Below are 20,707 nucleotides of genomic sequence, written 5' to 3'. Positions count from 1 at the left end.
CGGTAAAAGAATTTTCCTAATTCTTTCATGAATGGCTGTCAGTACTGACAGATTTACAATTTTTAATCTGCCATTTAGGGAATCTTGTTCATTGTAAATGTTAAACCGGGGGGAATTGTAGGGATTTTCTAATGGCCCGGTCGGGGAGGTGTTTAATAGAAACGTACGACAATTTCTGCTTGTCATGCTGCTTGTCAATTGCTTGTCAATAATAGTGGTAGAATGCGTTAAAACCTATGAATTATTGACAAGCATAAATTAAAAATGGCCCTGTAAATCAATTGATTACAGAGCCATTTTGTGCCCAGAACTGGATTCGAACCAGCACACCCTTGCGAGCGCTGCGACCTGAACACAGTGCGTCTACCAATTTCGCCATCTGGGCAACTGATTTTGTGTTTCAGGACCGCGAATTTCTAACCTTTTCTTCTTTCTACAAAATATTATTTTCAAAATTTTCATCTTCTGCTAAATTAATCTCAGGAGACCCGTTTTAATTTATAAGGATAGACTTTACCAGATGCCCATTGTGCCACATACAAATTATGATCCCGGTCCACGCACACATCATGCGGATGAAAAAAGATCTTATCTGTCTGGTACATCGGCTGAAGCTGACCATTTTTATAATCAGGTTCACTACCTCCAATATTACTCACTACTTTATTATGCTGATCAAGTATGGTCACGAACCCACTTCCTTCCTTATTCATATCCGGAGAGCGAAGCACTGCTGCATATAACAAGTCCCCCTGAACTACAGGTCTGCATACACAGGCACCAGGCAGATGTATAATATCGAGTAATTGTCCTTCCTTAGAGAAACGTTTAAAACAATTCCGGGTACGGTCGGTGATCAGCAATGATCCATCTTTACTTCTCGGATCTAACAAAATGCCATGTGCATTGTCAAGATGCTCATCTCCACTACCACGGCCTCCGAAATAATTCAGTAAATGTCCCTTACTGTTGTAATGTAAGATATACTGCTCGCCATAACCATCAGCAATGAAAATATCCCCATTGGGGGCAATCGTAGTTTCTGTAGGAACAAATTTCTCCGCCTGCGCATAAAGCTTACTATCCATCGGCGCATTGATAGTAAGCAGTATTTCGCCGCTTAAAGTAGTTTTATATACCTGATGCTTTACTGTATCTGTGATATACAAAAACTCAGTACCATTTTCATCATGAATGGTCAATCCATGTGCACCTGGGAATACATTTCCCCAGGAATCGAGTAATTGCCCCTTTGTATCGTAAATGAGTATATTGTTTTTCGTCTCGTTGGTCAGCAAAAAGATACGTCCTCTTTTATCCTGCACCATTTCATGACAGTCATTGACAGGATATTGCTGTGGGTTACATTTGCTCCAGCTGGTATCAAGTGTATATTGAACATGATTGTGACCATACACCGGTCCTTTATCACGGGCCATAAGGCCATTGGTCAGCCAGAGGCCGCCAAGAGACAAGGATGTATTGCGGATAAACTGTCTGCGGGAAGTATTTGTATTAACTGGCTTTGGTTTCATATATCGTGGTTGTTGAAGTGGTTTGTTTTATCGATTCAAGGTATGCGCGTTTTACGATGACAGCTGTTTTATGATCTCCAGTATGACTCCATCCCGGGGGCATAAAAATGTAACGGATTTTATTCATGATGCCTGGGGCTTTCCATACATCCAGTGCCAGGTAATAGAATTCACCGAAATAAACATCGAAGAAATTACGGTTGTTTACATTTCGTGTTACACCGTATTGAATTGGTTCTTTAGGATCTTCATATTGAAAAGTACCAAACACCTTGTCCCAGATGTTCAGCAGATTACAAAAATTAGTATCCATGTACAAGGGGTTCTTTGCATGATGTACGCGATGATGAGATGGGGTCAAAATCCATTTATTGAGAAAGCCCAATCTTCCGTTTTTAAGGATGTTTTCTCCTACATGAATAAACCCACCCCAAAGACCATCAATGAACATAATGAAAAATAATAGGGGAGGATTTACGCCGGCCAGTATACATACTGTGGTACGGATAATATCGGCATAGGCACCTTCTAAGAAGAAATGCGCATAGCTTACAGAAAGGTTCATCGTCTGTGGCATATGATGTGTAGCATGCAGGCACCAGAATAAGCGAACCCTATGGCCCCAGTAATGATACAGGAAGTGGCCAAATTCCCAGATGATATAGCCATAGATCAACCAATACCAGGTAAATGTAGTGTTGAAGATGGCGTACTTTTCGAATACACCAATGCAAAAAGCAATGGCTGCAATAGAAAGAAAACGGCCGATGACGCGATTGATAACGAAGATAATAAAAGGCATCCGATAGTCTTCTATCTTAAACCTTTTATAGACGAGGGCACGTGTTATTTCGATTAATAACAAAAAGGGGAGCACCGGTGAGATGGCGCCTAATATACCGTTTAAGGTGAGCAATGACTGGTAATTTCCTGTGCGGTACATTTCGAGTAGGGCATTAAGCCCCATGAAGCCGATGATTTCGTCGTACAATGTGTGGAGTATTCCCATGCGTGGATATTTGATTATTAGTAAGCTACTAAATAATCGATTATGGGTAGAGGTTTTTAAAGTTCTTTACAGAAATATGAAAAACTTCATACATAGGTTGCATACATAGTAGGGAATATGTATGGTGTGTAAGGTGTTTTAATAAGGCTTGATTATTAATTTTAGATCGCACAGCCTTCGGTCAAAAACTGGTAATCAAAATAATTATGGTTATATTTAGCAATAGCCGTCTCACCGGCTGTTTGTATCTATCCATTTGTTGAGCGTTCATAAAAAATGAAACAGGAATGATTACCCATAAGAACCTGGCGGCCTCCGTCCCAAAGAAGGTTGCTAACCGCAGTTTAACATCAATGGAAAATAAAAGCGGCGGTGCTTTTCAATTAATGAACAACCGGCCGGAAGCTATTATTCAACGGCAGCTGCAGGCAAAGGTTATCAATAGTAGCCAGGTGCGGCAATCGCAGGCTTACCAGGAAATGGCGAATGCTGGTTTGCAGGCCAGACAGTTGAAAGCCGGATATCCCGCAGCAACACCTGTGACACAATTAAAACGTTCCAAAGACACCTTACTTGAAGAACTCTCTGCACACCTGGCCGACGGGGAAAATGAGCAATCAGAGAAACGGGCAGATCCGGAAAATCTGGACTTCCCCGTTATTTTTGACACGAAATCATTGGCGGCCTCAGAAAAACAATATGATGATAGTTATGCTACAGGAGAAAAGATCATTGCTGCCCTTGAAAAAGCGAAAACAGTCCGGGAGGAGGATGCGCATTTTACCAGGACGGAAAGGCTATTGAACATGAACTATGAAGATACCCTGAAATATACAGTATCTGTGCCTAAGCAGCAGGAGGTGACGCAAGATGATTCTCATTCTGATAAAGAAGACAATGATGATTTGTTTGGTGGTATAGATGATTTCCAGGAACGCCGGCCGCAATCAACAATGGAGGATGAGGATGTGAATACACTTCAGGATGGGCAGAAAGTTAAAAAGTATCTTATCAGCACTGGCAGGCAGGCAAATCGTGGCGAATCGCACTATAACAACCAGTATGACCCTCAGATGAAGACATTTATTGCCGCTCAGAACTTTGGTGATAAAGATAAAGAGAGTGCCGGAGGTCAACCTGTCGCTACCAATGCTGATATCATCGCTGCACAAATACAGGCGCTTAAGCGGGCGCAGTTTGAGAGAAAACCGCAGGACAGGGAGAAGATAGAGCTAAAGACCCTGAAACGACAGGGGATTATTAATGCGCAGACATTGCATACCATTCTCTGGTCTGATGGTTCAGAAATGCAATATCTCTTGCAGAGTTATAGTATGTCCAGCAATGGTGTAGAGAAGCCATATAGTAAGGATTTTATTGCGCTATTGGGTTCTCCTAACGGGCGTGCAGGAGGGTGGTTATTGGTGCACTATGCTAAATTATTAGGACTAGACCCGATAAAAGAGATCCGGTATGATGAGGATAATATGTATATCAACTATGGGGAGCCTGTGGGATTGGATGTAGGGGAGGAGACAGGGATAGGAGATGGTGATGATGATTCCTGGTGATGGATGTTAGAAGGGAATAACAATAATTCCAGCTGGCAGGATAACGATAGAACCCTTTCTTAGAGTGGGTTCTATCATTATTAGTGGATTGTTTATTTTATTTCAGTAATAAAATTCTCCCGACTGCGTCTCACTTTCTTTAAATTCACCAGCCAATCACCTTCGGCAGCCCGATAACCAAGCGGCATGATGACAACGCTTCGTAAATGCTTTGATTTCAAATCGAGGATTTCATCAACAGCGGCGGGGTCAAACCCTTCAATTGGTGTAGCATCAACCTCTTCAAAAGCTGCAGCAATTAAGGCGGTGCCTAGCCCAATGTAAGCCTGCCGTGAAGCTGCCTGATAGTTAGCCTCAGTGCCTCGTCCGGCAACAATGCCCAGCAACTGCTGCCTGTAATTTTCCCAACCTTCATTTCTAAAACCATTTGCTGCCTGAAAACCGGCAGGTATTGTTCTAATTGCGTATCCATTATCTGCAATCTGGTTTATTTTGTTCCGGGGTGCAATTCTGCAAGTTATTTTAGTGAGGCAGATTGAGGTGCATGTCAGGATGAGGAATTTGTCCAAAACAATTATGCTTTGGTGATAAATTTATTGATGTGGAGGGAGGTTGGCCTTTAGTGTAGGCAGGTCATTCCTCAATTTTCGTATTACAAGATTTAAAGAAACATTTATTTTATAGCAAAGCCCTCCATTTTGTAATGAAGGGCTTTACTTATAGTTAGTGTTAGTTCTATATTAGACCAGTGTAGCCAGCGCTTCTTTACTAAAGCCCTTCAGCTCACTATTACGTTCTTCTTTAATCTTCACAACCCAATTAGAATCAGCCAGTAATGGGCGTCCTACAGCCACCAGATCAAAATCACCACGATCAAATCTACGGAGCAATTCATCTAATGAGCTTGGAGAAGAACTTTCACCTCTGAAAGCTCCCATGAAATCACCTGACAGGCCAATAGAGCCAACAGTGATCGTAGGTTTGCCGGTCAGTTTTTTTGCCCATCCTGCAAAGTTCAGGTCATCTCCTTCGAATTCCGGTTCCCAGAAACGGCGCTGAGAACAATGGAAGATATCAATACCAGCATCGGCCATCGGTGTGAGCCATGCTTCCATTTCAGCGGGTGTAGTGGCGAGTTTGTGGTTATATTCAGTAGGTTTAAACTGGGAGAGACGAATGATGATAGGAAAATCTTCACCAACGGCTTTTCTCACTTCCTTGATCACCTCAACGGCAAAGCGGGTACGATCTCCTATAGTAGCGCCACCGTATTTGTCAGTACGTTTGTTTGTCAGCGCATAGAAGAACTGATCGATGAGGTAGGCGTGGGCGCCATGCAGTTCGATGGTTTCAAAGCCAAGGCGTTTGGCATCAGCAGCAGCTTTTGCAAATGCCTTGATCACATCGGCGATTTCACTTTCAGTCAGGGTATTTCCATTAATACCATCAGGAGGTAATATACCAGAAGGTCCTTCAAAAGGAGTGGAAGGCAGCCAGCCGGAAGGGTGGTTTGCGTGAATGCCCTGGTGCCAGATTTGCGGCCCCATAGCACCACCAGCGGCATGTACTTCATCGATGACACGTGTCCATCCATTGAGGGCTTCGGTGCCATAAAAGTGAGGGATATTGGGATCAGCGGAGGATGAAGGCCGGTCGATCACAGTACCTTCAGAGAGGATAAGGCCTACCTGACCTTCTGCTCTGCGTTTATAATAATCGGCTACGTTTTGGCCGGGGATACCATTAGGAGAGAAGGCTCTTGTCATGGGAGCCATCACTATTCTATTCTTGATATTCAGCATCTTCAGCTGGAATGGCTGAAACAGATTATTTGCGCTCATCTTATTGGATCATTTATAGATGCAAATGTATCGGTAATTTGCGATATTTAAATAAGATGATGAAAAAATAAATTTATTTTGGAATTAAATAAAAATACATACATTTGCAACCCGCAACTGAAGGACGGTTGTGATTGCCCAGATGGCGGAATTGGTAGACGCGCTAGACTCAAAATCTTGTTTCGGCAACGGAGTGCAGGTTCGATTCCTGTTCTGGGCACTTGGCGAAAGCCGGAGATTATATCTCCGGCTTTCCTGTTTTTATTAATCAACTAATACTCTCGAATCAAGTCAACTTTCGGATCAAGTTAAAAAGTTGTTGTTTTGCAACTTATAAGATTCCAGGTACGGCTTTGAGAATCACCTGTTTATAGCATGTTTATTGATCTGCCTGTTTAAACTTCGCTTTGTTATCTGACATAAATCTATAAGATGATACCTTTGGAATAACTTTACTAGTAAAATATGTTTTACTGATATTAGCCTTGAGCTTCAGTAATGTCTTTTTGTTTTCTGAGAAAGTTGCTAAAATATTTGATTAACAATACAGCGTTTTATGCAAAAAAGAAAGGTGCCTTATTTATGACACCTTCTTATAAATGTACTATCCTATCCTGCCACTTCAGAAAAGTGAAGGCGTAAAATTTAAAAAACTGTCACCGTAAGATCGGGAGCTAAATCCCCCGGAGAATGAGCATCACATTAAAAATGCAATCTGAACTCTACGTTCATTGCAGGCCCTGTCTTATTGTCCCACACCTTTGACCCGGGAATAGCCTCCCCGTTTGATCCATATACGGTCGTACTCTGCTGTAACACAGCTACCAACAGCTGTACGCCGAACTCCGCTTTCTGCGGAATGACTTCAAAGAAAGGTCCTATCCCGCCAATCTCACAAAAAGCATGACCTTTTACTTTTACATACTGCTCAGGACTGGCACTCACCATGCTCTTCACACTTACAGGTCCCCAGGTAGCACAGATAATCGGCTCCAGGAAGAAGTTCCTGGAAATAGGGATGTGGTAATTGACAAGAGGGCCCATCAGGAAACTGATCCCCCGGTTATAGACACCTTTGTCTTTTTTGTCCACAATACTATACCCCCCGGTCACGGTTATCCCGACAGACAACTTATCTGCTACAAAATATCCTCCTTTGGCAGAAAGACTGGCAGACGTTCCAATATACTGCCCCATAGGAGCTACAGAACCCTGTATACCCAGGCCTCCTCCCAACCAGTAATCCCCCCTTTTTATCTTGAGGGTGTAGGATTGTGCAGAGCAGGTCAGGAAAGGGAATAAGGAAAGAAGGGATACTAGTACCCTGAATGTAAAAGGCACTGGTTTTGATTTGTTTTTCATCTAATTGTTTGTTGTATGTACAGAATTGAAATCACATGGATTACTTTCTTTTGGTTGATATTTTGATGTTGAGGCTTAAACAAATGTAATGACTTCTATAATAAGGCTCAAAAAAAAGCCGTTTTTTAGTTTATCGCTATCGGTTGGAGGAACAAAAAAAGAAAAGGAAGTTTCTTCCAAAGGAGATACATGGGACAATTATTAACCGCAAAAGCGAAAGGTGGCAACAGTTAGCCACGGATGATAAATTCCAGCGGGGTTTAGACCTTGGCGGGAAACTGGTATACATGCGTGAAATAAAAAAGCGAAGAACAGTCTGGTGACCATCCCCCGTTTAATTAACGTTCTCTCAACAAATATCTAAAGTCTATAGAATAATACTTTAAAACTTTAAGGGAATTTACGCCGCTCGGATTAAAAGCATTTTCTTAAATAACATTCCCCACCTCTTCCGATGCCCCTGCATTGTGCTGCAAAATGACCCTACGTAGCCGCTCCTCATGTTCGTCGCCCCAAAGACCAATGGATTGAATCAACGGAATGAGTGTTTTGCCAAATTCCGTAAGACTGTATTCTACCTTTGGAGGCAAAACCGGAAAGATCTTTTTAGTCACCAATTCATGATCTTCAAGTTCCTTCAGTTGCACATTCAACACCCGTCTGGTTACATCCGGAATTTTCCGCTGAAGTTCACTTGGTCGTAAGTTGCCTATATGTATGAACCAAAGAATACGGATCTTCCATTTTCCATACAATACTTCCCCAACCAGGTCAAGTCCACAATTGAGCGTCGGAGTAGTCTTTTTAATGTACATAACTACAAATATACTACACACCCGATGAGCGGTCAATACGGATAAATTTATCCGTATCTGATTCGTAAGCCCGTAATTGTTTGCTTCCCGCATACTATCGAAATTTGCACTACAAACAAAAACACATGAAACAGCAATTCAACTATAGCAACGAATTATCCGGTAAGATAGCCTTAGTAACAGGTGGAACCAAGGGGGCCGGTAGAGTAATCGCAGAACGCTTAAAGGCCGCTGGTGCAACAGTAGTCATAACCGCGAGGAACAAACCCGAACAGTCAGACGCAGACCTTTATTTTGTTCCTGCTGACCTGAGCAAGGCAGAAGAGGCGCAAAAAGTAATCAGCGAAGTGCTGTCAACCTATGGCAGGCTGGATATCCTGGTAAACAACCTTGGTGGTTCATCAACACCCGCCGGTGGTTTTTCAGCATTGAATGATGAGGATTGGATATCAACCTTACAAGCAAATTTACTTGCTCCTGTCAGGCTTGACAGGGGATTTTTACCGCAAATGATCGATCGGAGAAGTGGTGTAATTATTCACATCGCTTCCATCCAGGGCAAATTGCCGCTATATGATTCTACCTTGCCGTACGCAGCTTCAAAAGCAGGATTAATCAATTACAGTAAAAGTTTATCAAATGAAGTTACGCCTAAAGGTGTCCGCGTGCTAACTGTTTCGCCAGGATGGATAAATACAACAGCATCGATAGCGTGGTTGGGCGAGATTGCAAGAAATGCAAACAGTACTGTAGAAGAAGCTCAGCAAAGTGTCATGGATGCATTGGGTGGAATACCTTACGGCAGGCCCGCCGAACCGGAAGAAATCGCAGAATTGGTTGGCTTTTTAGTTTCACCAAGAGCTAAATACCTAACAGGAACAAATTTCGTCATTGACGGAGGAACAATACCAACAATCTAAAAACTTAAATCACATCATCATGGAATTACCAAAAGTAGTAGGGCGTTTTATAGAGACACAAAACAATTATGATAGCAAGGCTTATACCGACTGCTTCACTGTAACGGCCATTGTGCATGACGAAGGCAGAATCCATAATGGTAAGGAAGAAATTCGCCAATGGATCGAACATGCAAATGAGACTTATCAATCTTCAATGGAGCCTCTAAATTATGAGCAGTCCGAATCAAACGGAGTGCTGACATCAAATGTGTCTGGCACTTTCCCAGGAAGTCCAATAGTATTAAAGTTCCATTTAGAATTTAGGAACGAACTCATAGAATCTTTAAAGGTCACCGGGTAAATTGACATATCATCAAGTTGCACTTATCTGGATTACGGAAACCACCGGTAAATACGGCGGGTTTCTAATATTAGAATCACGAAAACTAAGAGGGTTCTATCCAGGTTAAGAAAAAGTCCTCTAAATATATTAGTCTGATGAACATATACGGCCTACATTCCCAACTTTCAGGTTAACAGAATGTTGAAAAGTGAACATCTATTCCGACAATTGACGGCATAATGTATGTAAAAATCAATTCAACTTGCTTAAAATCAACATCAATTGGTTCGAAAACTTACCGCTACTGGGCACCAAGGAGGAAAGGTCGGAGATATGTGGTTGTTTCACAACTCTTAATCAAATGGCTGAATAATTAAATTTGCTTAGCAAATGGTTATTCAGCCATTCACTTTTAAACCATTTGAAGTTTTTAGTTATAGCCCCCCTGTTAGCACCATAGCGAAAAAAGGCTTCATTAGGCTTTGCTATCCCTTTTTTTAATCGGTTTGGCCCTTTACTTTACCTACTCCTTTTAGTTGCGCTAATCTTGTCTTAATCTGGTTATTTACCAGGTCATATAATTCACCTGGACTTAGATCTGATAATTGTAAGGATTGTTCGCGTGAGATCATATTTTTTTTGATAAAGTAACCATGAAAGATTCTATGCTACCAGCTTTCTTTGAGCCGCAGGACTTATTTGCAATAGCTCTGGTCAACATATTGTTTATTGCCCTTTCCATCAAGGTAATAACACCCACCTCTTGGACCTCTGTAATATCGTCTGGCCGGCGCTGAATTGGCAGCTCTCATAGCGCGTTCTTCTTCGGCAGCTGCCTTTTTTAATTTCGCAGTATAAGCAGCAGTGGGTGTGAAGTAATAATCCTGGCCGGTTTCTAACCGGGTGCTGTCCTCATGCGAAGGCGCCAATTCTTCCCAGTCCACGGCCACGTGTTCCCGCAATACATAACCGCTGTGCTCACCAAAATTTATTTCCACCCAATCTGGTTGATTATCAACCTCATAGGCTCTTATATAACTCAGACGGAGTATTTTACCGATGCTGGGTGATTTTGCATCGGGCTTGGTACGTACATTTAAGGTGTCACCGCTGATCCATGCATAATTGGATTTCAATCTGGCAAAAAATGCTTTTTCTTCATCCGCTTTCTTTTGCGCCAGTGCTTTTTGTGCCATCTCTTCTTTAAGATCCTTAAATGCTTTCATTTCATCCCGGTAATACTGTACCGGAAACCTGGGATCTTCCTTTTCAATATTTTGACAATCACGTTCTATATCCCTGTATAGGTCCATCCCGGCGTAGGAGATTGACTGGTTATAATAATTCGGCAATTTACTTAACATATATTGGGCATCTGAAATCAGGCCCACGAGTTTTGCACCGAACTGAGTATCAGGCACACGTAACATAGTAATCTCTTTGCCATCAATGGTCTTCGTTTTAACCCATTGTGTAACGTTGTGTGTTTGGCCTGTTGCAGAGATGGTGAGCAGTACCGGGAATAAAATGAATAGGAGGGATTTCATGTTAAATGATTGTATTGCCATAGTAGAAATTATTCTTGGGAAGTCTCAAGCGAAGTTTGCATATTACAAAAAAAGTCTGGCTGTTACGTTAAAGACTAGTTAACAGGGTGGATGTTTTAGCGCCCTTTTAGCCATGTAGTAAAATAAATTACTATGTTAATTGTATTACCGTTTTGGATAGCTGTATCTGCTTTTTCCCAATGTAAGGCGCATCAATTATAAATAAATAGTCAGATTTGTATAAGTAAAGCCCTATTAAAAACTGTTATAGTGGTAGAATAATACATATCGGAAATATGTTTCCCTACGAAGAGTTGGTGCTTTATTTTTTTATTGTTATTTTGACACCTTTTTTGAAGTGATATTTCAGCTTTTTTATGAAACGCATACTTCTGTTATATTTATTAGCTCCTATATTACTAGATTGTAGACCGGGTTTTAGTTGGAAAACGCAAATTCTTAAATGTCAAACCTGATGCAATGCGTTACCTTTTCTGTATTATTTCGTTTTTACAATCTCTTTCTGTTTTAGCACAAAGCGAGCATTATAATTTTTCCAGGCTTAATACCTATAATGGTCTGTCACATAATCAGGTGACCGCATTGTTAAAAGATCGGGACGGTTTTTTATGGTTTGGAACTACGTATGGACTTAATCGCTATGATGGATATTTCTGTAGGATTTTTTCAAAAGATCATAATGACAGTACTTCACTGCGAGATAATAATATCTTGTCACTTTATGAGCTTCCGGATAAAATGCTGTGGGTGTCTACAATGGGCGGTCCCTGTATTTATAACCCGGATACCGAGAAGTTTAATACCAACTATGATAACTATTTACATTCCATCGGTTTACCATCCGGTGCTATCTCTAACATTGTAAAAGGAAACAACCATAGATTCTGGTTCCTGTATGAAGACAAGGGTTTGTTTTTGTACTCGGATAGTGATAAAGTTGTAAAGCCATTTAAGCAGAAAGCTGTTCCTCCTTCTGAAAAGATTACTTGCATAAATGAAACAAAGGACGGAAAATTGTGGCTGGTATATCAATCCGGATTTTTACAGCAGTATGACATACACCTGGACAAAATAATTTTTTCCAGCACGGCTTTACAGAAGCGGCATAAAGGTGATAACTTCTATCGTCTTTTTATAGATAATGATGGCGATATCTGGCTTTGGGGTTACAACTTTGGCATTTTTCTTTTTCACCCGGCAGATAATACCATCAGCCAGTTTGATAAACATTCTTCTCCAACCAGATTGAATTCAGAACTGGTCAGCCAGGTTGTGCAGGATAGTAATGGTTTGATCTGGGTGGGAACCGATCATGGAGGGGTAACGCTGATCGATAAGAAGAACGGCCTCAACACCAGTTATCTGCTAAATAACCCCAATGACCCTAAGAGCATCAGCCAAAACAGTATCACTACCATGTATAAAGATGATCAGGGAATTATTTGGCTGGGAACCTACAAGCAAGGCGTGAATTATTATAATAGTAATATCGTTCAGTTTTCATATTACCATCACCAGGAATTAAATACAAAAAGCCTGCAATTCGATGATGTAAACCGGTTTGCTGAAGACAAGGTGGGTAATATCTGGATTGGTACCAATGGCGGAGGATTGATTTATTTCGACAGGAAAAATAATACTTTCAAACAGTACCTGTACGATCCCCAAAATAGAAATAGCCTAAGCGACAATGTAATAGTGAGTTTGTGGATAGATGATGAAGATATTCTTTGGATCGGAACTTACCTGGGAGGGCTCAACCGTTTCGACGGTGATAAATTCACCCGATACCGGCATAGTGACAATGATTCTTCAAGTCTGGCAGATGACAAAGTCTGGGAAATTTTTGAAGACAGTGATCGGAATTTGTGGATCGGCACATTGGGAGGGGGGCTCGATCGTTTTGACAAACAAACAAATCAGTTTCATCATTATAAAAGTGGAAAGGGAGTTTTACCTTCCGATTATGTTTCCGCTATGATGCAGGACAGAAAGGGCAATTTATGGATTGGGACAGCCTCCGGTATTGGCGTGCTGGAAAAGAATAAAACCGCGGCTGTTTTTTATCAGGATACTAATAAGAGGAATAGTTTAAGCGATAATAGTATTATCTGTCTTTTGGAAGATAGTAAAGGACGAATTTGGGTAGGGACCAGAGAAGGTCTGAATTTGTTTGATGAACAAAAAAAAGAATTTCAGGCTTTCACAATAGCTGACGGTCTTCCCGATAATATGATCCTGAATATTCTTGAAGATAACCACCAAACGCTTTGGATTTCCACGCCTAATGGGCTATGTAACGTCATACCGCGCCAGGAAAATAACCATATTGTTTTTTCTGTCATCAGTTATGATGCCACCAATAACCTGCAAAACCGTGAATTCAACGATAACGCCGCATTAAAGACAAGCACTGGCGAATTGATTTTTGGCGGCCCCTCGGGTTTTAACATTATTAATCCTGCTGCTATCAATCAACCCGTTTATCATCCTAAGATTGTTTTCACAGGTTTTCAGATATTAAATAAGAATGTTGAACCCGGCGAATCTGTCAACAACCGGGTGCTGCTCAAACGTTCTTTATCTCAGCTTCAAAGTATAGACCTGAAATATAAAGAAAATGTTTTCTCTATTGAATTTACAGACCTCGGTTTTTTCCATAATGCATATGATAAATATGCATATATGCTGGAAGGATTTAATGAAGACTGGTTGTATGCCGATGGCAACCAGCGGAGAGCCACTTATACAAATCTTAATCCAGGTCATTATGTTTTCAAAGTAAAAGTTTTGAACAGGGCCGGGTTGTGGAGTGATGTAAAAACACTGCAAATCAATATTGAACCCCCATTTTGGAGAACTTCTATCGCATATATTATATACCTGTTGATCATTACTGGATTGTTTTTGCTTATCCGGCGTATTACATTAGACAGGATACACATGCGATTTGAAGTCCGGCAACAGCGCTTAGAAGCCGAAAGAGCACATGCACTGGAACAGGTAAAGACGAAATTCTTTACCAATGTAAGCCACGAATTCCGTACGCCGTTAAGTCTTATCATAGCGCCGTTGGATAAGATCATTAAGCAGACTGTGGATGAAGAACAGGTTAAACAATTAAATCTTGTGCAGCGTAATGCTAAACGCTTATTAAATCTTGTCAATCAGTTGCTCGATTTCAGGAAGATGGACGTACAGGAAATAAAATTGCATCCTTCAATAGGTGATATCGTCAGATTTTGCAAGGAAACCAGTGATTCATTTACGGATCTTGCAGAAAAAAAGACGATCAGATTTTCATTCTCGTCTAACATAGATAGCCTGGAGGTTTATTTTGATAAGGATAAAATTGAAAAGATTTTATTCAACCTGTTGTCCAATGCTTTTAAATATACGCATGATAACGGAACGGTAAGTGTTAAACTGACGTATAAACAACCAGAAAATAATGAGGGCGATGGAACACTGGCTATCGAGGTAGAAGATTCTGGTATTGGTATCCCCGCCGATCAACAGGCAAGGGTATTTGAAAGGTTTTTTCAGACTGATGTTCCGGAGAGCATGGTAAACCAGGGAACCGGTATAGGCCTGGCCATCACAAAAGAGTTTGTAAAATTACATGGCGGCATCATCACTGTTAAAAGCGAACCAGATCAGGGTACCTGTTTTACCGTATTGCTCCCCGCAAGGAAAATATATGTTGCTTCAGGTAGAACCTTAACTAGTCCCATATTCTCAGAGGATGAGGAGCAAATAGTAGTTGAAACGCATAAAAAAGGGGATGGGAAGAAGACAATAATCATTGTTGAAGACAATGAAGACCTACGCTTTTATTTAAAGGATAACCTGAGAGAGGAATATCATATTGAAGAAGCCACAAATGGAAAGGAAGGTTGGGAGAAAGTAAAACTGTTAAATCCGGATCTTGTGGTAAGCGACATCATGATGCCCTTAATGGACGGGGTTGAGCTCGCCAAAAGAATTAAAAGGGAAACCCTCACCGCGCATATTCCTGTCATCTTGCTCACTGCTATGGGAAGTGAAGAAAAACAACTGGAGGGGTTAAAAGCAGGCGTAAACGATTACATTACGAAACCATTCACCTTTGAGATCCTGGCTTCACGGATTAATAATTTGCTGGCCCAGCAAAGATTACTGCAGAAAAGGTTCCAAAAGCAGATTGAAGTCAATCCCGGAGAGGTAACCATCACCCCCGTAGACGAAAAATTCCTTAAACAGGCATTGGAAATTATTGAAAAGCAAATAGACAACGCGGAATTTTCTGTGGATGAGTTCAGTAAGGAAATGTATATGAGCAGGGCTACCTTATACAGAAAGATACATTCGCTAACAGGCAAGTCACCGTTGGATTTTATACGTTCGATCCGCTTGAAAAGAGCTGTTCAATTGTTCGCTAAAAGTGGATTGTCTATTTCTGAGGTGGCATACCAGGTGGGATTTAATGATCCCAAAATATTCCGTAAGTTTTTCAAGGAAGAGTTCAAAACTACGCCTTCCGAGTATGTGGAAAACCTTAAGAATAAAAGTCTTTAATAACCTGTTTATCAAAATATGACCAGTGATATTCAGGCATTTGTAACATTTGTCCCCCCTTGTTGAATCATTTGGCCCCCTTGATTCCGACAACTTCAGAATAGCTTTACAATATTCAATCCACGTATATGAAACTACAATTGCTGCTACTTCGCTTGCCGGCCTATGTCTCGTATGGAGACTTACTGGCAAGTCCATCTGCCTTTATTGCAGATCCTGACCATCTTTTTCCTTTTTTGGTCACTTTACTTAATCGTTCACCTCAGAATTTTAAATCTGAGGTTCTAACAAATCACATAAATAAAAGTGACTCATGAGGACAGCGCAAACCAATGCCGCATTCCTGTAAGTATGTTATGAACTAATGAAATGTTCTCCTCGCTGAAGAATGTCAGCAGAGGATCATCATCCACGTACGTTAAAATTATGAAAAATGAAGTCAACCAAAATGATTCGCTTGCGAATACAACCGCTATTGGGTATCCTTTTGGGATTCCTGTCTGGGATAAACCTCTCCGCACAAACAACAAAAATAAGTGGTAGAATCCTTAATAAAGATAAATCGTCTCCTATTCCTGGAGCTACCGTTACCTTAAAAAATACAAGCCGTTTTGCTATTACCGATGAAAACGGAAGGTTTACGATAGATGCTTCTACTGGAAGTGTGTTGGTAGTTTCCATGATTGGTTACCAGAAAAATGAAATTGTTGCCAAAAACACCTTTGTCGAAGTAGAAATGACGGAGAATATTTCACAGCTGGAAGATGTGGTGGTAATTGGTTATGGCAAAGTAAAACGGCCAGACGTTACTGGCGCCATCTCCTCTGTTTCCGGTGATGAGATTCGTAAAACACAACCGGTAACCCTGGACCAGGCTTTACAGGGAAAGGTTTCCGGGTTAGTGGTTCAACAAATATCAGGTCAACCAGGTGGAGCTGTGTCTGTACAGATCCGTGGCTTGTCTTCTTTTGGCGGTGGTTCTCCGATGTATGTAATAGATGGAATCATCATTGGTAGTACAGCTTCATTGGGTTCGGGAGTGAATCCATTGGCAGGGCTCAATCCTTCTGAAGTTGAGTCTATTGATGTGTTGAAAGACGCATCCGCTACAGCCATTTACGGTTCACAGGCAACAAATGGTGTTATAGTAATCACCACCAGGAGAGGACAGGTGGCTCCGCCTAGTATTTCTTATGACATGTATGCAGGCTACCAGCAAATACCTAAAAAGTTGCCCGTAATGAATTTAAGGGAATACGCAACTTTTATAAATGAAAGGAATACAGGTTTAGGATGGGGATTTGATACCCGACCGGAATTTGTAAATCCAAAGTACCTGGGCGAAGGCACTAACTGGCAGGAAGAACTTTTCAGAAATGCGCCGATGTCCAACCATACTTTAACTATTAATGGAGGAGATGTAAAAACACAGTATCTGCTGTCCGGTTCTTATTTCAACCAGGAAGGTATTGCCCTTGGCTCCAATTTCAGAAGGATATCATTAAGACTCAATCTGGACAATAGAACAACCAATTGGTTAAAAATTGGTACCAGCTTGCAATTGGTCAGTATGAAAGAGAGTGTGAATTCGACCAGCTCGAATGTAATTAATACTGCATTAAGTCAGACACCCGATATCGCTGTAAAAAATGAGGACGGTAGCTGGGGAGGGGCTTATAATCCGAATGGTTGGGTGAATAGTACCGTGAACCCATATGCGATAGCCCTTATTAATAAAGACCTGGCAAAAAGGTACCAGCTTTTTGGTAATTTATATGCTGAAGTTGCCTTCACCAAGGACCTGAGCCTCCGGAATGAAGCAACAGCAAGCTTTTCGATGGCCACGCAAGATCGTTTTAACCCCTCTTACACCTTTGGCCTTGTACAAAATAATACCAACAGCGCATCTTATGAATTTTCGCAAAACTTATATACAACGATAAGAAACTTCCTTACCTATGCACATCTGTTTAAAAACAGATACAATGTAAATGTATTACTGGGACATGAAGCGCAACTCGGTACCAGTGAAGGCGTTGGTGCTTCCAGATCGAATTTCCCTTCCAATAATGTGCAGGTAATCAGTAGTGGTGATCCTACCACCGCCACCAATAGCGGCAGTAAAGGACAAAATGCCCAGGAATCGTACTTTGGCCGTATTAATTTTGGCATCAATGATAAGTACCTGTTTACTGCCAATCTCCGTGCAGACGGCTCTTCAAAATTTGCCGTTGAAAACCGCTGGGTGACTACCTACTCAGGTGCATTTGCATGGAAATTGAATAATGAAGGGTTTCTGAAAACAGTAAAGGATATTAATGAGTTAAAGTTGCGCCTGGGTTATGGATTAACGAATAATCAGAATATCCGGGATTATGCCTATACCTCCACACTGGCCACTGTAGCAACCGGGCTGACGGGCATCGCACAGCTTACCCAGAATGTAGGAAACCCTTATGTACAATGGGAGAAAACGAAATATGCAAACATAGGGGTAGATGGAACGCTTTTTAACTGGAGAATAAACTTCTCCCTGGATTTTTATAATCGCAGAACTGATGGTCTCGTCCTGCAGATTCCTTTACCTATGTATTCCGGAACAGCGATTGGTTATTCGCCAGGCTCGATGGACGCGCCGTATGTGAACGTTGGTATCGTGAATAATAAGGGCTTTGACTTCAGGATCAGTTCTACCAGTATTAAGACCCAAAATTTTACATGGAAAACTGACGTAACCGTTTCCCGTAATTTTAATGAAGTACTTAGGCTCAATACGGATGGCGCTTCACTGGACAAGCAGTACAACAAAACAGTTGTAGGCAGATCTATCGGCGAGTTTTACGGATATGTTATTGATGGAGGCGTATATGCCACCAAAAAAGATTTGGAAACACACGCACGACCCACTAAAAATGGCGTGCCATTGCCAGTAGGGGCTGCCGGTGGAAGCATCTGGTATGGTGATCTGAAGTTCAAAGATTTGAATGGTGACGGCATTATTGATGAACATGATCAAACGTTTCTGGGTTCTCCTATCCCGAAATACCAGATTGGTTTCAATAATACTTTCTCCTATAAGAATCTTGATTTGAATATATTTTTTACTGCAAACGTTGGTAACAAAGTATTTAACCAGCTTCGCGTAAATGGAGAATACCCGGGTACCAGCTTTGGTTATTTCAAGTCATTAAACGACTATGCAAAAGTTACTTTAATTGATCCCGCCGGAGAAGCCACTGATATCAATAACGTAAGAGTGACTAACCCGGAAACAAGGATCCCCGGGCTTAGAAATGATAATACCAATGATAACAACAGGAATTCGGACAAATTCGTGGAGAATGGCTCCTTTGTAAGATGTAAAAATATTTCTTTAGGATATACTTTCTCTCAAAAGCTGCTTTCTAAAGCCAGCATTAAATACCTGAGGGTATATATCAATGTCTCCAACGCATTTATCATTACAAGCTATAAGGGAATGGATCCTGAAATCGGATCATGGGACCCGCTGAGTGCTGGTGTTGATGGCGGTTTTTACCCGCAGCCCCGTGTTTTTACCCTTGGTGCGAACGTAAGATTGAGCAAATAAAATATTCATCTGTTAATATATAATTATGAGATCAATATTGGATAAAATTATTGTCTTGCTGTTAATTACGATAGCTATGACAGGATGTTCCAAAAGCTTTTTGGATCGTCCACCCCTGTCGCAGATAAGTGCTGATAATTTTTATCAAACTACCGATGATCTTCGGTTGGCAACGGCTGCATTGTATGCAGGTACACCCTGGGCTGACTGGAATTATAGTTGTTATTTACCTGTTGGCGATGTGCTGAGTGGAAATATGGCGGTTAATTTCTGGGGAGATGCTGTACAGCTTAATACTTTTACTGTTACCGGATTAAACGGCATCATGATTTCCAACTGGAAAGGAATGTATAAAGTCATTGCACATTGTAATGTTACCATTAATGCTATCATTCAAAAGGCGCCGGCTTCCATTCCAGACGTGGATAAGAATGCTGCTATCGCTGAAGCCCGTTTTATACGTGGATTTGCGTATTATAATCTGGCGGTATTATGGGGAGCTGTACCCGTAATTGAAGATAACAGTAAACTGATTGTATCTCCACTGGTTAACCGTATAAAAACGGAGGACGTATATAAATTCGCCATCAATGACCTGACTTTTGCAGCCGGGCATCTCCCGACTACCGATGCCGCCGGAAGAGTAACTACGTGGTCAGCACAAGGAATGTTAAGTAAGGTATATCTGACAGCATCCGGATTAAATCAGTCCGGAGGTACCAGGAACCAGGCTTACCTGGATAGTGCAAGAAAATACGCCGGAAATGTGTGTAAGAACAGTGGCCTCACATTGGTTGCTAACTATGCCGACATCTTTAAATCCCAGTTTAACGATAATCCGGAATCATTGTTTGCATTGCAATGGGCTCCGGGAGGAGGTTGGCTGGAAGGAAATATGCTACAGATCTATTCTCCGGGTGGTACAGAAATATCTGCCAATGGCTCGGCGGGCTGGTTTGCTATCGCCCCAACCGTGGATATGTATAATCTTTACGCCACACGGGATTCTATAAGGCGGAAGGCAACTTTTATGATTAAAGGAGATTATTACCCTGAGTTGAACGCAGCAGGCGGAGGATATAAATTTGGGGGAGATGCAGGATTGAAGAAACATATTATTGGTACAAACAAAGACAACAATGCACCAACAATGAACCTGACTTCCTCTACAGAACATAATGCTTTATTAAGACTGGCGGATGTTTACCTCATTTATGCAGAATCAATACTTGGTAACAGCAGTGTTACTGCAGATGGCGATGCGTTGCTTTACTTTAACAAAGTTCGTGAAAGAGCCGGAATGGATCCAGCCCCTATGATAGATATTGACAGCCTGATAATTGAGAGAAGAATCGAACTCGCGGCAGAGGGACAATATTGGATTGACCTGGTTAGGTTATCTTATTACAACGCTGCCAAGGCCATCAGCAAATTAAATGGGGAAAGTCGTGTAACATTTACCATTTCGGATGGTGTGGTAACACCCAAAGATCCATTTGGCGCTGTTACGCCTGCTACTATTCAAAGCTTCTCTTTTCCCATACCTTCTTCAGAGGTGACGGCCAATCCTAAACTGCTGGAAGACCCGGTATCTTATTATTAATAATTCTAAAAC

General features: G+C 41.4%; 14 protein-coding genes and 2 tRNA genes. 7 read left to right on the top strand and 9 right to left on the bottom strand.

The features are described from left to right. Window positions 1–301: 301 nt before the first annotated feature. The 3 genes from SIO70_RS22975 to SIO70_RS22965 all read right to left on the bottom strand — a co-directional run bounded on the left by SIO70_RS22975 (window position 302) and on the right by SIO70_RS22965 (window position 2,544). Window positions 302–385: transfer RNA gene (locus tag SIO70_RS22975), tRNA-Leu, on the bottom strand. 94 nt (window positions 386–479) lie between these two features. Further along, window positions 480–1,535, bottom strand: coding sequence for a 6-bladed beta-propeller (locus SIO70_RS22970; protein ID WP_320574680.1), 1,056 nt, complete (start codon window positions 1,533–1,535; stop codon window positions 480–482). After that, window positions 1,516–2,544, bottom strand: coding sequence for a sterol desaturase family protein (locus tag SIO70_RS22965; RefSeq protein WP_320574678.1), 1,029 nt, complete (start codon window positions 2,542–2,544; stop codon window positions 1,516–1,518). The genes SIO70_RS22970 and SIO70_RS22965 overlap by 20 nt, the downstream gene beginning before the upstream one ends. 353 nt (window positions 2,545–2,897) lie before the next feature. On the opposite strand from SIO70_RS22965, the gene SIO70_RS22960 reads away from it, so the two are divergent. After that, window positions 2,898–4,115, top strand: a complete 1,218-nt coding sequence (locus tag SIO70_RS22960; RefSeq protein WP_320574676.1) for a hypothetical protein — start codon at window positions 2,898–2,900, stop codon at window positions 4,113–4,115. A gap of 92 nt (window positions 4,116–4,207) precedes the next feature. On the opposite strand, the gene SIO70_RS22955 is transcribed toward SIO70_RS22960, so the two are convergent. Then, on the bottom strand, window positions 4,208–4,684 hold the full coding sequence (locus SIO70_RS22955; protein ID WP_320574675.1) for a nitroreductase family protein: 477 nt from the start codon (window positions 4,682–4,684) through the stop codon (window positions 4,208–4,210). Window positions 4,685–4,855: 171 nt separating this feature from the next. Next, entirely contained in the window at window positions 4,856–5,956 is a 1,101-nt protein-coding gene (locus SIO70_RS22950) for an NADH:flavin oxidoreductase (RefSeq protein ID WP_320574673.1), read from the bottom strand. A gap of 136 nt (window positions 5,957–6,092) precedes the next feature. On the opposite strand from SIO70_RS22950, the gene SIO70_RS22945 reads away from it, so the two are divergent. Further along, a tRNA-Leu gene (locus SIO70_RS22945) sits at window positions 6,093–6,176 on the top strand. A gap of 482 nt (window positions 6,177–6,658) precedes the next feature. On the opposite strand, the gene SIO70_RS22940 is transcribed toward SIO70_RS22945, so the two are convergent. Further along, window positions 6,659–7,318, bottom strand: a complete 660-nt coding sequence (locus SIO70_RS22940) for a hypothetical protein (protein ID WP_320574671.1) — start codon at window positions 7,316–7,318, stop codon at window positions 6,659–6,661. 428 nt (window positions 7,319–7,746) lie between these two features. After that, window positions 7,747–8,133 (bottom strand): winged helix-turn-helix transcriptional regulator, encoded by a 387-nt coding sequence (locus tag SIO70_RS22935; RefSeq protein WP_089809758.1) that lies wholly within the window; start codon window positions 8,131–8,133, stop codon window positions 7,747–7,749. A gap of 125 nt (window positions 8,134–8,258) precedes the next feature. On the opposite strand from SIO70_RS22935, the gene SIO70_RS22930 reads away from it, so the two are divergent. After that, window positions 8,259–9,053 (top strand): SDR family oxidoreductase, encoded by a 795-nt coding sequence (locus tag SIO70_RS22930; protein ID WP_320574667.1) that lies wholly within the window; start codon window positions 8,259–8,261, stop codon window positions 9,051–9,053. Between the two features lie 19 nt (window positions 9,054–9,072). Then, window positions 9,073–9,396 carry a nuclear transport factor 2 family protein gene (locus SIO70_RS22925; protein ID WP_320574665.1) on the top strand — a complete coding sequence of 108 codons (324 nt, stop codon included), beginning with the start codon at window positions 9,073–9,075 and terminating at the stop codon, window positions 9,394–9,396. Between the two features lie 479 nt (window positions 9,397–9,875). On the opposite strand, the gene SIO70_RS22920 is transcribed toward SIO70_RS22925, so the two are convergent. Beyond that, the gene (locus SIO70_RS22920; RefSeq protein ID WP_320574663.1) at window positions 9,876–10,010 is read right to left on the bottom strand and encodes a hypothetical protein; all 135 of its coding nucleotides are present in this window, start codon (window positions 10,008–10,010) and stop codon (window positions 9,876–9,878) included. 63 nt (window positions 10,011–10,073) lie between these two features. Beyond that, window positions 10,074–10,925 (bottom strand): SH3 domain-containing protein, encoded by an 852-nt coding sequence (locus tag SIO70_RS22915; RefSeq protein WP_320574661.1) that lies wholly within the window; start codon window positions 10,923–10,925, stop codon window positions 10,074–10,076. A 480-nt stretch (window positions 10,926–11,405) separates the two neighbouring features. Between SIO70_RS22915 and SIO70_RS22910 the strand changes: the two genes are divergently transcribed. The 3 genes from SIO70_RS22910 to SIO70_RS22900 all read left to right on the top strand — a co-directional run bounded on the left by SIO70_RS22910 (window position 11,406) and on the right by SIO70_RS22900 (window position 20,695). Next, window positions 11,406–15,503 (top strand): two-component regulator propeller domain-containing protein, encoded by a 4,098-nt coding sequence (locus tag SIO70_RS22910; protein WP_320574659.1) that lies wholly within the window; start codon window positions 11,406–11,408, stop codon window positions 15,501–15,503. A gap of 433 nt (window positions 15,504–15,936) precedes the next feature. Then, window positions 15,937–19,092: a TonB-dependent receptor gene (locus SIO70_RS22905; protein WP_320574657.1), complete on the top strand. Its 3,156-nt coding sequence runs from the start codon at window positions 15,937–15,939 to the stop codon at window positions 19,090–19,092. Window positions 19,093–19,117: 25 nt separating this feature from the next. Then, window positions 19,118–20,695, top strand: a complete 1,578-nt coding sequence (locus tag SIO70_RS22900) for a RagB/SusD family nutrient uptake outer membrane protein (protein ID WP_320574656.1) — start codon at window positions 19,118–19,120, stop codon at window positions 20,693–20,695. Window positions 20,696–20,707: the final 12 nt, after the last annotated feature.

Origin of the sequence: Chitinophaga sancti (assembly GCF_034087045.1) — a bacterium.
In the GTDB taxonomy this organism is placed as follows: Bacteria; Bacteroidota; Bacteroidia; order Chitinophagales; family Chitinophagaceae; genus Chitinophaga; species Chitinophaga sancti_B.
This window is presented reverse-complemented; position numbering and strand designations above follow the sequence as displayed.

Bases quoted from the DNA above. Each gene is read 5' to 3' on its own strand.
- SIO70_RS22905 (WP_320574657.1), top strand. From the start codon at position 15,937: ATGAAGTCAACCAAAATGATTCGCTTGCGAATACAACCGCTATTGGGT.
- SIO70_RS22920 (WP_320574663.1), bottom strand. From the start codon at position 10,010: ATGATCTCACGCGAACAATCCTTACAATTATCAGATCTAAGTCCAGGT.
- SIO70_RS22950 (WP_320574673.1), bottom strand. From the start codon at position 5,956: ATGAGCGCAAATAATCTGTTTCAGCCATTCCAGCTGAAGATGCTGAAT.
- SIO70_RS22925 (WP_320574665.1), top strand. From the start codon at position 9,073: ATGGAATTACCAAAAGTAGTAGGGCGTTTTATAGAGACACAAAACAAT.
- SIO70_RS22960 (WP_320574676.1), top strand. From the start codon at position 2,898: ATGGAAAATAAAAGCGGCGGTGCTTTTCAATTAATGAACAACCGGCCG.
- SIO70_RS22900 (WP_320574656.1), top strand. From the start codon at position 19,118: ATGAGATCAATATTGGATAAAATTATTGTCTTGCTGTTAATTACGATA.
- SIO70_RS22965 (WP_320574678.1), bottom strand. From the start codon at position 2,544: ATGGGAATACTCCACACATTGTACGACGAAATCATCGGCTTCATGGGG.
- SIO70_RS22915 (WP_320574661.1), bottom strand. From the start codon at position 10,925: ATGAAATCCCTCCTATTCATTTTATTCCCGGTACTGCTCACCATCTCT.
- SIO70_RS22970 (WP_320574680.1), bottom strand. From the start codon at position 1,535: ATGAAACCAAAGCCAGTTAATACAAATACTTCCCGCAGACAGTTTATC.
- SIO70_RS22940 (WP_320574671.1), bottom strand. From the start codon at position 7,318: ATGAAAAACAAATCAAAACCAGTGCCTTTTACATTCAGGGTACTAGTA.
- SIO70_RS22930 (WP_320574667.1), top strand. From the start codon at position 8,259: ATGAAACAGCAATTCAACTATAGCAACGAATTATCCGGTAAGATAGCC.
- SIO70_RS22935 (WP_089809758.1), bottom strand. From the start codon at position 8,133: ATGTACATTAAAAAGACTACTCCGACGCTCAATTGTGGACTTGACCTG.
- SIO70_RS22910 (WP_320574659.1), top strand. From the start codon at position 11,406: ATGCGTTACCTTTTCTGTATTATTTCGTTTTTACAATCTCTTTCTGTT.